Origin of the sequence: Shewanella saliphila (assembly GCF_014648295.1) — a bacterium.
In the GTDB taxonomy this organism is placed as follows: Bacteria; Pseudomonadota; Gammaproteobacteria; order Enterobacterales; family Shewanellaceae; genus Shewanella; species Shewanella saliphila.
Window position 1 is genome coordinate 334,388 of record NZ_BMQV01000001.1, and the last position, 13,625, is coordinate 348,012.

Sequence of the window (13,625 nt, forward strand, 5' to 3'; positions counted from 1 at the left end):
CATCTAAACAGGCAAGAAAAAAGGCGCCGAAGCGCCTTTTATTAAGCCGCTAGTAAAGTATTACCAGCCAGTTTTAGTACGCAATGCTTTACCAATGTCAGCTAAAGAGCGAACAGTGGTTACGCCTGCAGCTTCTAAAGCCGCAAACTTGTCTTCAGCAGTACCTTTACCGCCAGCGATAATTGCGCCAGCATGGCCCATACGTTTACCTTCTGGTGCAGTTACACCAGCAATGTAAGATACTACAGGCTTGGTTACGTTTGCTTTGATATAAGCAGCCGCTTCTTCTTCAGCGTTACCACCGATTTCACCGATCATAACAATCGCTTCAGTCTGTGGATCGTTTTGGAACATTTCCAATACGTCGATGAAGTTAGTACCAGGAATTGGGTCGCCACCGATACCTACACAAGTAGATTGGCCGAAACCTTCATCAGTTGTTTGCTTAACCGCTTCGTACGTTAAGGTACCAGAGCGTGAAACAATACCCACTTTACCAGGCTTGTGAATGTGACCAGGCATAATACCAATCTTACATTCACCAGGAGTGATAACACCTGGGCAGTTAGGACCGATCATGCGAGTGCCAGTTTCTTCTAGCTTCACTTTCACTTGTAGCATATCAAGTGTCGGGATGCCTTCAGTGATACAAACGATGAGCTCAAGGCCAGCATCGATTGCTTCAAGGATTGCATCTTTACAAAATGGTGCAGGTACGTAGATAACAGTGGCTGTTGCGCCTGTTGCCGCTACCGCATCTTTAACCGTGTTAAACACTGGAAGACCTAGGTGAGTTTGACCACCTTTTCCAGGAGAAACACCACCCACCATTTGCGTGCCATAAGCAATCGCCTGCTCAGAGTGGAAAGTACCCTGACCACCAGTGAAACCTTGACAGATTACCTTGGTATCTTTGTTAATTAAAACAGACATTATTTGCCCTCCGCAGCTTTAACTACTTGCTCAGCCGCGTCAGTTAGACTGGTTGCCGCGATGATATCAAGACCAGATTTCGCCAATACTTCACGACCTAAATCAGCGTTAGTACCTTCAAGACGTACAACGACTGGCACTTTAACGCCCACTTCTTTCACTGCACCGATAATACCTTCAGCGATCATATCGCAACGTACGATACCACCGAAGATGTTAACCAATACTGCTTTAACATTGCTGTCAGAAAGAATGATCTTAAATGCTTCAGCAACACGTTCTTTGGTTGCTCCACCACCAACATCTAAGAAGTTAGCTGGCTTACCGCCATGTAGGTTTACGATGTCCATTGTGCCCATTGCTAGGCCTGCACCGTTAACCATACAACCTACGTTGCCATCTAAAGCAACATAGTTTAATTCAAATTTAGCCGCGTGCGCTTCACGAGCGTCATCTTGAGATGGATCGTGCATCGCTTTGATTTTTGGTTGACGGAACAATGCGTTACCATCAATACCAATCTTGCCATCTAAACAGTGAAGGTTACCTTCAGTGGTGATAACAAGTGGGTTGATTTCTAATAATGCGAAATCGTGATCGTTAAACATGTTCGCAAGACCCATAAAGATCTTAGTGAACTGCTTCATTTGAGTTGGGTTTAAGCCTAACTTGAAGCCAAGATCACGCGCTTGATAAGCTTGTGGACCTGTTAACGGATCGATGATTGCAGTGTGAATAAGTTCTGGCGTTTCTTCAGCCACTTTTTCAATTTCAACACCACCTTCAGTTGACGCCATAAACACAACGCGACGTGTGCTACGGTCAACGACTGCGCCTAAGTACAATTCATTGGCGATGTCAGTGCAGCTTTCAACTAGGATTTTAGCCACTGGCTGACCATTAGCGTCAGTCTGGTAAGTGACTAAGTTTTTACCTAACCAGTTTTCAGCGAATGCTCTGATTTCGTCTTTACTGCCAGTCACTTTAACGCCACCCGCTTTACCGCGGCCGCCTGCGTGTACTTGACATTTAACTACCCATAAATCTCCGCCAATGTGGCCCGCTGCTTCTACTGCTTCTTGAGCAGTATCACATGCAAAACCTTCAGAGACTGGTAAACCATATTCGGCAAATAACGCTTTTGCCTGATACTCATGCAAATTCATGATGATCTATCCATATACTTCTAATCAAATCCAACTGGCTCAACCTGAGCCAGCGACGAGGGTTTTATCTACTGACTTATAGATCAAGTAGCAGACGAGTTGGATCTTCTAAGAAGTCTCTAATCGCGACTAAGAAGCCAACTGACTCACGGCCATCAACAATACGATGGTCATAAGAGAGTGCTAGGTACATCATAGGCAGGATTTCAACCTGACCATTGACTGCCATTGGGCGATCTTTAATGGCATGCATGCCTAAGATTGCGCTTTGTGGCAGATTTAAAATTGGGGTAGACATTAGCGAGCCAAAAACACCACCGTTAGTCACAGTGAAGTTACCGCCCGTCATATCTGCAACAGAAAGTTTTCCGTCACGGCCTTTAATGGCTAACTCACGAACCGCTTTTTCGATTTCAGCTAAGTTCATGGTATCGGTATCACGTAATACTGGTGTCACTAGACCGCGTGGTGTTGATACTGCGATGCTGATATCGAAATAGTTGTGATAAACAATGTCATCACCGTCGATTGATGCGTTAACTTCAGGGAAACGCTTAAGTGCTTCTGTTACCGCTTTAATGTAGAAAGACATAAAGCCTAAACGGATACCATGACGCTTTTCAAAGATATCTTGATATTGCTTACGGATATCCATAATTGGCTTCATGTTTACTTCGTTAAACGTGGTTAACATTGCCGTAGAGTTTTTAGCTTCTAATAAACGAGTGGCAATGGTTTTACGTAAACGAGTCATTGGAACGCGTTTTTCGCTGCGACCTTCTAACGGCGCAACCGGCGCTGCAGCAGGAGCGGCTTTCGCAGCAGGTGCAGACTTAACAAATGATTCAACGTCTTCTTTGGTAATACGTCCACCAACACCAGTGCCTTTAATATTGGCAGCATCAAGATTATGCTCCGCAATTAAACGACGCACAGATGGGCTTAATGCATCGCTTGACTCATCACTTGCCGCTTCGCTGGCTGCAGCAGGAGCTTGCGCTTCTGCTTTAGTCACTTCTTGACCAGACACAACACCCGCAACAAAGTTAGCAATAACTTGTTCGCCTAAAACCGTGTCGCCTTCTTGGAATAGCAACTCAGAGATTGAACCATCTTCAGGTGCAACCACTTCTAAAACAACTTTATCAGTCTCGATATCAACTAAGTTTTGATCGCGAGTGACCGCTTCACCAGGTTTAACATGCCAAGTAGCAATCGTTGCATCAGCAACTGATTCTGGTAATACGGGTACCTTAATTTCGATACTCATTGAAAGCTTCCCTTTATATAAATTATCTATTACGACAGTTTTAATGCGCTATTCACTAATGATTCTTGCTGGTGTACATGCAACGCAGGATAACCACATGCAGGTGCAGCTGACGCTTCACGACCGGCATAAGTTAATTGAGCGCCTGCAGGAATGTTAGCCCAGAAGTGATGCTGACTACAGTACCATGCACCCTGGTTTTGTGGCTCTTCCTGACACCATACAAAGTCTTTAACATGTTGATATGTTTCTAGTGCTGCACGCATTTCCACATCAGGGAACGGGTACAACTGCTCAACACGAATAAGGGCAACGTTGTTAATGTTTTCTTTACGGCGTTTTTCAAGTAACTCGAAGTAAACTTTACCGCTACAAAACACTACGCGATCAACTTGACTTGCATCTAAGGTATCAACTTCACCAATAATATTTTGGAAAGTCCCTTCAGCAAGTTCTTCCATGCTAGACACGGCTAATGGATGACGTAGTAACGATTTAGGCGACATCACCACGAGTGGACGACGCATTGGGCGTACAACTTGGCGGCGCAACATGTGATAAACCTGAGCCGGTGTTGATGGAACACACACCTGCATATTGTGGTTAGCACAAAGTTGTAAGAAACGCTCTAAACGGGCACTTGAATGCTCAGGGCCTTGACCTTCATAACCATGCGGAAGCAACATTGTTAGACCACATAAGCGGCCCCACTTTTGCTCACCTGATGATAAGAACTGATCGATTACCACTTGAGCACAGTTAACAAAGTCACCAAACTGCGCTTCCCAAATGGTTAAGCCGCCTGGTTCTGCTGTAGCGTAGCCATATTCAAAGGCTAACACCGATGCTTCTGATAGTACTGAATCAGTAATGTCGATAGGTGCTTGCTCGTCTGCCACATTACGCAATGGTAAATAAGTGGTGCCATCTTTTTGGTTATGCAAAATAGCATGACGATGGAAGAAAGTGCCACGACCAGAGTCTTGACCGGTAATACGTACACGCTTGTTGTCTTCAAGGATAGATGCATAAGCAAGGGTTTCAGCAAAACCCCAATCTAATAGCTTCTCGCCTTTTGCCATGGCAGCACGGTCACCATAAATTTTCGCAACACGAGACTGCAATGTATGACCTTCAGGAATATCCACCATTTTATCGGCAAGATTCTGTAAGCGTTCCATTGTCATGGCGCTGGCGTAATCTTCATCCCACTCGCGATTAAGGTAAGGTGCCCAGTCGACTGTGTGCAACGTCATAGGACGCCATTCTTTTACTACACAATCACCGGCATCTAATGCATCACGGTAATGGTTAATTAAGCCGGTCACTTCATCAGCAGCAATGCTGTTATCAGCAATCAGTTTGTCAGCGTAGATTTTACGAGGCGTTTGGTGTTTTTTGATTTTGGCATACATAAGCGGCTGTGTTGCACTAGGCTCATCCGCTTCGTTATGACCATGACGGCGATAACACACTAAATCAATTACAACATCGCGCTTAAATTCGTTACGATAATCAACAGCAAGCTGAGAAATAAATGCAACAGCTTCTGGATCGTCAGAATTGACGTGGAAAATTGGCGCCTGAACCATTTTAGCGATGTCAGTACAGTATTCTGTAGAACGCACATCAGCATGGTTAGAGGTAGTAAAGCCCACTTGGTTATTCACAACGATGCGGATACTTCCGCCCACAGTAAAGCCACGAGTTTGAGACATGTTAAATGTCTCTTGTACAATGCCTTGACCGGTAATTGCTGAGTCACCATGAATGGTAATTGGCATCACTTGTAGACCGTCTTTACAACCACGGCGGTCTTGACGAGCACGCACTGAACCAATAACCACAGGATTGACGATCTCTAGATGAGATGGGTTAAAGGCTAACGCTAAATGGACATTGCCACCTGGCGTTTCAAAATCTGATGAGAAACCTTGGTGATACTTAACGTCACCTGAACCATGAGTATCTGCGTGTTTACCTGCAAATTCGTCAAACAGTTCTGCTGGGCGCTTACCTAAAATATTAATCAGTAGGTTTAAGCGACCACGGTGAGCCATGCCCACAACGATTTCTTTGGTACCGGCTTCACCCGCACGGTAAATGATTTCGCGCATCATAGGGACAAGCGCGTCACCACCTTCTAACGAGAAACGTTTTGCACCTGGGAACTTAGCACCAAGGTATTTTTCCATACCTTCGGCGGCGTTCAGGCCTTCAAGAATACGTTTCTTGATAGCGTTATCGTAGTTTGCTTTACCTAACGTTGGCTCAAGACGTTGTTGGATCCAACGCTTTTCGTCAGTGTCGGTAATGTGCATATATTCGGCGCCAATTGAACCACAATAGGTGGTTTTCAACGCGTGAATAATGTCTGCAAGCTTCATGGTTTCACCGCCTAAGGCGAATGAACCCGTATTAAACTCGCGCTGCATATCTTCAGCGGTTAAGCCATGGTAAGCCGGATCTAATTCTTGAACAGCTTCACGCTTCCATAACCCTAATGGGTCGAGATTCGCATTTTGGTGACCACGAAAACGGTGAGCATTAATGAGCTGTAGAACTTTAACTTGCTTCGCATCTAGCTCAGGGTCACTTACGCGGGCAGCGCCTTTAGAGCGACTTTCAAGGGCTAAGCTACGGAAATAGTCACGAACTTTAGAGTGGGCGGCTTCAGGTACTTCAATAGAGGCACCGTTCACTGACGGGAGGTTATCAAAAACAAGCTGCCAATCAGCAGTCACTGATTGCGGATCTTCTTGATAGGCTTCATACATCTCTTCTACGTAGGTCGAGTTAGCACCACTTAGATGTGATGAATCGAGCCAGGCTTTCATGATGCCTTGGTGCATTGTTATTCCTTTCAAACTTGATACACGTGCTAGCCATAAACATAACAGTGAGTAACCTAAATTACATCACACGTAGACTGAAATTATCTAATGATAATAGCAGAAGGTCTTACTTAAACGCACAAAAGAGCCATCCCCCACTAGGAAGATGGCTCTCAATTGAGCTCAATAACGTAAACTATTTTGCTCAGCTTGGTGCATTAAACAGCTCGCTTAAGCAGCATTGACTTAATGTGACCAATCGCTTTAGTTGGGTTTAATCCTTTTGGACAAACATCAACACAGTTCATGATGCCATGGCAACGGAACACACTGTAAGCGTCATCTAGTTCAGATAAACGCTCTTCGGTGGCCGTGTCGCGGCTGTCAATTAAGAAACGATATGCATGGAGCAAACCACTTGGTCCGATAAACTTATCAGGGTTCCACCAGAATGATGGACAAGCAGTAGAACAACATGCACACATGATACATTCATATAAACCATCTAAATGAGCACGCTCTTCAGGTGATTGTAAATGTTCACGAGCTGGGGCCTTTTCATCATTAATCAGATAAGGCTTAATTTTTTCGTATTGCTTGTAGAATTGTGTCAAATCTACAACCAAATCACGAACTACCGGCATGCCTGGTAAAGGACGGATTTCAATTTTCTTACCTTTAAAGGTAGATAATGGCGTGATACACGCAAGGCCGTTTTTACCATTCATGTTCAAACCGTCAGAACCACACACACCTTCACGGCATGAACGACGGAACGCAAGCGATGGTTCTTGTTCTTTCAGTTTGATTAACGCATCTAACACCATCATATCAGAGCCATCAGGCACTTCTAGGGTGTAATCCTTCATGTAAGGCTTGGTATCTACATCAGGATTATAACGATACAATGCAAATGTTAATTTCATCTTTGCAACTCCTGCCTTAGTAGGTACGTTTCTTAGGTGGGAACGCTTCACGTAATTTAGGTGCCATGTTGACATCACGCTTGCTCATTGCAGTTGTGACTGGGTCAAATAAGCTGTGACATAACCAATTGTCATCATCACGTTCTAAATAATCTTCACGAGAATGCGCGCCGCGGCTTTCAGTACGGAAGTTAGCTGCATAAGCAGTCGCCAGCGCCGTCGACATTAAGTTGTCTAACTCTAAGCATTCAATACGTTGAGTATTAAATTCTTTTGAGTTATCAGATAACTTAGCATTTTCAAGACGCTTTTGAATAGCTTGAAGCTGTTCTAAACCTTCAGCCATGGCATCACCACTGCGGAAAACAGAGAAATTTAATTGCATGCACAATTGAAGGTCTTTACGGATAACCGCAGGATCTTCACCGTCTTTGTTGCTTTCCCAACGATTAAGACGAGCAAGTGATGCATTAATTTCTACGTCAGACGCGGCTTTTGGATCAGGCGTTGCATCTAATGCTTTACCTAAATGTTGACCCGCAGCGCGACCAAATACCACTAAATCGAGTAAAGAGTTACCACCTAAGCGGTTGGCACCGTGTACCGATACACAAGCAATCTCACCTACTGCAAATAAACCTAATACGTCTTGTTCAGTGCCATCTTCGTTCTTACGAACAACCTGACCACTGACCTTAGTCGGTAAACCACCCATCATATAATGACAAGTAGGTAACACAGGAATTGGACCATCAGCCGGATCGATGTGTGCAAACGTACGAGATAATTCACATACGCCTGGTAAACGGGCTTCTAAAGTCTCTTTACCTAAGTGATCAAGTTTAAGCAGACAGTGTGGACCTAAAGGACCATCTAAACCACGACCTTCGCGGATTTCAGTCATCATTGAACGTGCAACCACGTCACGAGATGCCAAATCTTTTGCGTTAGGCGCATAACGTTCCATGAAACGTTCGCCGTCTTTGTTTAGAAGATATCCACCTTCGCCACGACACCCTTCGGTTACTAGTACCCCAGCACCAGCAATACCCGTTGGGTGGAACTGCCACATTTCCATGTCTTGTAGCTGAACGCCAGCACGAGCTGCCATACCAACACCGTCACCAGTATTAATGTGAGCATTGGTGGTCGATGCGTAAATACGCCCTGCACCACCCGTCGCTAAAATGGTTGCTTTAGCTTTAAAGTAAACAATTTCACCGGTTTCAATTTCAATTGCAGTACAACCCACAACTACGCCATCTTCGTTTTTAACAAGATCTAAAGCATACCATTCAGAGTAAACATCTGTTTTATGCTTAACGTTTTGTTGGTAAAGACAATGAAGTAGTGCATGGCCTGTACGGTCAGCCGCGGCAGCAGTACGTGCTGCTTGCTCGCCACCAAAGTTACGAGATTGGCCACCGAAAGGACGTTGATAAATAGTGCCGTTTTCAAAACGAGAAAATGGCAAGCCCATTTGCTCAAGTTCAATAATGGCTTCTGGACCGGTTTGACACATAAATTCAATGGCTTCTTGGTCACCGATAAAATCAGAACCTTTAACCGTGTCATACATGTGTTGTTCCCAATGGTCTTCGTGCGCATTACCTAATGCTACGGTGATACCACCTTGAGCAGACACGGTATGTGAACGAGTTGGAAACACTTTTGATAAAAGCGCACAGCTTTTACCTTCTTTAGAAATCTGTAATGCTGCACGCATACCAGCGCCACCAGCGCCGATTACGATTGCATCAAATTCGCGTACTGGAATACTCACTTAAACACCCCACACTATTACAATGCCTGACGCTAAATAACTAAACGCGATCACAACAAAGGTAAATTGTAATACACCACGTAACGCAGTGTGCTTGACATAGTCAGTCAACACTTGCCATACACCAATCCACGCATGGATAAGTAAAGCAACGAGCGTTATTAGTGTAAATACTTTCATTGGAAGTGAACTGAATAAGCCATTCCAAATCTCGAAGGTTAACGGGGCACTACACGCGATAAAGCCAACTAAAAAAATAGTATAACAAGCGAGGATCACTGCGCTTGCGCGTAATAAAATATAGTCATGAACACCACTGCGCCCAAAACTTGCTGCGTTTGTTACCATACCCAAATCCCCGCTATGATTGAAAAGGCTGCTGCTAGTGCAAATGTAGCCTTAGCTGATGCTGTACCTGAAGGTAACTCTTCCCAGCGGCCGGTATCCATTACTAAATGACGAATGCCACCTAATAAGTGATAACCCAACGCGGTTAGAATTCCCCAGAGGATGAACTTCATCACGAAACCATCGAACAAGGATTGTACGCTAGCGAAACCTTCTGCTGATGTTAAAGTTGAATTTAACAACCAAAGAAGGATACCAATAGCAAATAGCATGATGACACCGGAAATGCGGTGTAGGATTGACGCGATCGCTGTTGCAGGAAAGCGGATCGTCTGCAGGTCTAGATGGACAGGTCTTTGCTTCTTCACGTTCTGCTCACTCAGCTCCATTGAGCATTATTTTTGTTATGTGTCTATTTTTTGCTTAATGGACAATGTCGACATTCGGCATAACACGATTAAACAAAAAACAGACTACTCTCACACATCGTTAGTCAGTTGAGAAATCACTATTTAGCTCGTAAATTCATGATTACTAAACTGTGACGTTGGTCTCCCTTAGGGACGCAGGCAAGTATACTCGCGCGAATTGTCAAATACAAACCTCACATTATGCAAAATAAGTTTTTTTATTAATTTTTTATTCTAATGCAAGCACAGCGCGGTTTTGCGACGATATATACCATGGTCTAACAAATTTAAACGCTTATTTAAATTGATCTGTGATCCATATTCGCTGTACAGTAATGTCCGCTTAACATGCCGCACTCATAGAAAAGAATGAAGTAAGGAGAACGGGGTATGGCTGATAATATAGCCAAATTAGAGTTACCAGGAAACGATTCAATCGACCTACCGATTAAGAAAGGTACTGAAGGTTTTGACGTTATCGACATCAGTACACTGGGTAAAAAAGGTTATTTCACTTTTGACCCAGGCTTTCTAGCTACTGCATCTTGTGAGTCAGCAATTACGTATATCGATGGTGAGCAAGGTATCTTGTTACACCGTGGGTATCCAATTGAGCAACTTGCAACAGAATCGACATACTTAGATTTATGCTATTTGCTTCTTTACGGTGAATTACCGACAAAAGATGCTTTTGATGAATTTGAAACCACAGTGAAACAACACACTATGGTTCACGATCAAATTGTTTATTTCTTCCGAGGATTTAGACGAGACGCTCATCCAATGGCTATGCTATGTGGTGTAACGGGCGCACTATCTGCTTTCTATCAAGATTCTCTTGATGTTAACAATCCTTCGCATCGTAAAATAGCAGCTTTTCGTTTAGTATCAAAAATGCCGACAATTGCAGCGATGTGCTACAAGTTCTCAGTGGGACAACCGTTTATTTATCCACGTAACGATTTAAGTTATGCGGGTAACTTCTTGTCAATGATGTTTGCTACTCCGTGTGAAGAGTACAAAGTCAATCCTGTTGTAGAAAAAGCAATGGACCGTATTTTTGTGTTGCATGCTGATCATGAGCAAAATGCATCTACATCTACAGTACGTCTAGCGGGTTCTTCAGGTGCAAACCCATTTGCTTGTATCGCTGCTGGTATTGCTTCGTTGTGGGGGCCCGCTCATGGTGGTGCTAACGAAGCGTGTCTTCAGATGCTAGAAGAAATCGGTAGTGTTGACCGCATTCCTGAATATATCGAGAAAGCGAAAGACAAAAACGATCCATTCCGCCTAATGGGCTTTGGTCACCGTGTTTATAAGAACTTCGACCCTCGCGCTAAAGTGATGCGTGAAACCTGTCATGAAGTGCTTCAAGAACTGAAAGTGGTTGACCCATTATTAGACGTAGCGATGGAACTTGAGCGTATTGCCCTTGAAGATGAGTACTTCATCTCTAAGAAGCTTTACCCTAACGTCGATTTCTACTCTGGTATCATCATGAAAGCCATTGGTATCCCTACCAGTATGTTTACCGTGCTATTTGCATTGTCGCGTACTGTTGGTTGGATTTCTCACTGGAAAGAAATGTTAGATCAACCAGGCCACAAAATCAGCCGTCCACGTCAGTTATATACTGGTGATTCTGCGCGTGACTTTGTGAGTGTCGATAAGCGTTAATCTCCTGATTAACCAAACTAAAAAAGCGCCGAAAGGCGCTTTTTTGTTATTATCGACCGCTTTAATTGAGTTTACGCTGTCTGTTACATGTCGCTATTAATGTCATTAGGCACATTAAAAACAGCAGTAAAGGTTCAATCGCCCCACCGCTGTAATTAGTTTTGTGCTCGACCTTAGCAATTTTTTCTTCTTTTACCCTTATTTTAAAACGCGCTAATTCATCATCTAAGTTCTGACTCATATCCGTCACGGCGATATTAAATCCTTCCATCGACTTTTCAGACAATGTTTCGTCTATACCGACAGCAGTCGTGCGCTTTTCGAGCTTACTTATTCCTGGGGCTCTAAATAACATTTTGCGACTTTTAATATCAAATACCGCAGTATCAACAAAAGTTTGCACCGTGTTTTCATTACCAGGGATCACGTACATCCCAACAATCGTCCAATAAAGTAAAGCGGCATTATTTTCGACCGACTGAGTCACTTGATCGTATGACACTAACGCCATCACATCGACATCGTATAAGCGCCCTACTTGTTCTAATGTACTAAAGCCTTCCCCGCCAGCCAGATAGGTGCTGGGAATCACTTCAATTCGGTCAATATAATCGTATTGCACAAACGATGCTTTGACTTTTTCGAGCAACTCATACTGATCCTTATTATGTATCGCATCACCTTTCCAACCGCTTGACGGAACAAAAGCAATCCCAACGTTAACAGGTAAGCTTAACACCGGTATTTCAGGACTGTGGGCGGCTTTATCTGTTTTTTCAGGATAGAGAAAATTCATTAAACTACTTGAAACTGACTGTTTGCCCGTTTGCTGACTCACGAGTGAACTGCACGATGTCAGTATCAACACTGATGCCACGACAACTAACCATGTTGTTCTCATTATTATTTCCTTATTAAATTCATTTATGACGTCACATTTGCCGCCATCTATGCATTAACCAATTTCACTAATAGTTAATTGTTTTAACTATTTTAACATTGTCAATTTAGCTAACTTTGTTAAAAAAGTTACCTAAACCATTGTTATTATGCCACTTTAATACTTGGCACGCTAAGTGCTTACTAGTTACTCATTAACATTGATTAGAGATGATAACGTGACGATTTTCAATTTATGCAAAGCTGCATACATTACCGTCATTGACTTCAAAAATATAACACTGGCAGGTACCCCATGGATAGGTTCAACAGCATGAAAAAATTGGCAATCCCGTTTCTTTGCATTGCAGCATTGAGTGCATGCAGTGGTGAGACTGAGCAAGTAAAAGAAGAAGAAAAGTTTGCAATCCCAGTTGAAACAGCGCTGGTTGAGACGGGTAATGTGTCGTCATTTTACAGCACAACCGCGACACTCGAAGCGCCAGAAGAGTCACATGTGATGAGCCGAATTGCCGGAATCGTTGAATTAATCAATGTTGAAGAAGGCGATAGAGTCACTAAAGGACAAGTGCTTGCAGTGATTGATGCTAAACGCCAACGTTACGATTTCAATCGCTCAGAAGCCGAAGTGCAAATCATTGAACAAGAGCTAAACCGTTTAAATAAAATGAGCAATAAAGAATTTATTAGCCAAGATGCCATGGCTAAACTCGAATTTAATCTACAAGCTGCAAAAGCACAACGCGATCTCGCCGAACTGCAAGTCAAAGAAAGCCAAATCACCTCACCCATTGACGGAGTCATTGCTGCACGTCATATCAAACTAGGCAATATGGCTAAAGAGTTTCAAGAGCTGTTTTATGTGGTCAATCAAGATCAACTCCATGGGATTTTACATCTACCAGAGCAACAATTAGCCAGCTTACGCATTGGCCAACACGCCAGTATTATTCAACAACAATCCAACCACACAGCGGCAATCGACGCAAAAGTACTGCGGATTAGTCCGATTGTTGATGCACAAAGTGGCACATTTAAAGTGACATTAGCAGTTCCAAATCAGGATGCGGCCTTAAAAGCGGGCATGTTTACTCGCGTCGAGCTTAAATACGACACCCATCAAAATGTACTCACCGTGCCTTACAATGCCCTGATAAACCAGGACAATACTCAAGCGCTGTATGTCATTAACGACACCATAGCCGAGCGACGTGAAGTCAGCCTGGGTTATCGTGAAAACAACACAGTAGAGATTTTATCGGGTGTTAGCGCAGGCGAACAAATTGTTATCCGCGGCCAACAAAACCTCAAAGACCAATCTCTGGTAGAAATTATTACCCCGCTTAGCTTTGCAGCCATTCGATAACGGAGCAAGATC

Annotated in this window: 11 protein-coding genes; 2 read left to right on the forward strand and 9 right to left on the reverse strand. The window is 43.6% G+C overall.

The annotated features are described in order from the left end of the window. Positions 1 to 60 precede the first annotated feature (60 nt). The 8 genes from sucD to sdhC all read right to left on the reverse strand — a co-directional run bounded on the left by sucD (position 61) and on the right by sdhC (position 9,649). Positions 61 to 933, reverse strand: coding sequence for a succinate--CoA ligase subunit alpha (gene sucD, locus IEY48_RS01460; protein ID WP_188916543.1), 873 nt, complete (start codon positions 931 to 933; stop codon positions 61 to 63). Further along, positions 933 to 2,099, reverse strand: coding sequence for an ADP-forming succinate--CoA ligase subunit beta (sucC, locus tag IEY48_RS01465; protein WP_188916544.1), 1,167 nt, complete (start codon positions 2,097 to 2,099; stop codon positions 933 to 935). The genes sucD and sucC overlap by 1 nt, the downstream gene beginning before the upstream one ends. Before the next feature lie 76 nt (positions 2,100 to 2,175). Further along, positions 2,176 to 3,369, reverse strand: a complete 1,194-nt coding sequence (odhB, locus tag IEY48_RS01470) for a 2-oxoglutarate dehydrogenase complex dihydrolipoyllysine-residue succinyltransferase (protein WP_188916545.1) — start codon at positions 3,367 to 3,369, stop codon at positions 2,176 to 2,178. A gap of 29 nt (positions 3,370 to 3,398) precedes the next feature. Then, positions 3,399 to 6,221 carry a 2-oxoglutarate dehydrogenase E1 component gene (gene sucA, locus IEY48_RS01475; protein WP_188916546.1) on the reverse strand — a complete coding sequence of 941 codons (2,823 nt, stop codon included), beginning with the start codon at positions 6,219 to 6,221 and terminating at the stop codon, positions 3,399 to 3,401. A 200-nt stretch (positions 6,222 to 6,421) separates the two neighbouring features. Next, positions 6,422 to 7,129 carry a succinate dehydrogenase iron-sulfur subunit gene (locus IEY48_RS01480; protein ID WP_188916547.1) on the reverse strand — a complete coding sequence of 236 codons (708 nt, stop codon included), beginning with the start codon at positions 7,127 to 7,129 and terminating at the stop codon, positions 6,422 to 6,424. A 16-nt stretch (positions 7,130 to 7,145) separates the two neighbouring features. Continuing rightward, complete coding sequence (gene sdhA, locus IEY48_RS01485) at positions 7,146 to 8,912, reverse strand: succinate dehydrogenase flavoprotein subunit (protein ID WP_188916548.1); 1,767 nt, start codon at positions 8,910 to 8,912, stop codon at positions 7,146 to 7,148. Beyond that, complete coding sequence (gene sdhD, locus IEY48_RS01490; RefSeq protein ID WP_188916549.1) at positions 8,913 to 9,260, reverse strand: succinate dehydrogenase, hydrophobic membrane anchor protein; 348 nt, start codon at positions 9,258 to 9,260, stop codon at positions 8,913 to 8,915. It abuts the gene before it with no gap. Beyond that, a complete protein-coding gene (gene sdhC, locus IEY48_RS01495) occupies positions 9,254 to 9,649 on the reverse strand; it encodes a succinate dehydrogenase cytochrome b556 subunit (RefSeq protein ID WP_188916550.1) in 396 nt (131 codons plus the stop codon). The genes sdhD and sdhC overlap by 7 nt, the downstream gene beginning before the upstream one ends. Positions 9,650 to 10,060: 411 nt before the next feature. Here sdhC and IEY48_RS01500 point away from each other — a divergent pair, with 411 nt between their 5' ends. Further along, positions 10,061 to 11,347, forward strand: coding sequence for a citrate synthase (locus tag IEY48_RS01500; protein ID WP_188916551.1), 1,287 nt, complete (start codon positions 10,061 to 10,063; stop codon positions 11,345 to 11,347). A 61-nt stretch (positions 11,348 to 11,408) separates the two neighbouring features. Here IEY48_RS01500 and rhlP read toward each other — a convergent pair whose 3' ends face one another. Continuing rightward, positions 11,409 to 12,248 (reverse strand): rhombotarget lipoprotein, encoded by an 840-nt coding sequence (gene rhlP, locus IEY48_RS01505; protein WP_188916552.1) that lies wholly within the window; start codon positions 12,246 to 12,248, stop codon positions 11,409 to 11,411. Positions 12,249 to 12,542: 294 nt separating this feature from the next. Between rhlP and IEY48_RS01510 the strand changes: the two genes are divergently transcribed. Then, the gene (locus IEY48_RS01510) at positions 12,543 to 13,613 is read left to right on the forward strand and encodes an efflux RND transporter periplasmic adaptor subunit (protein WP_188916553.1); all 1,071 of its coding nucleotides are present in this window, start codon (positions 12,543 to 12,545) and stop codon (positions 13,611 to 13,613) included. Positions 13,614 to 13,625: the final 12 nt, after the last annotated feature.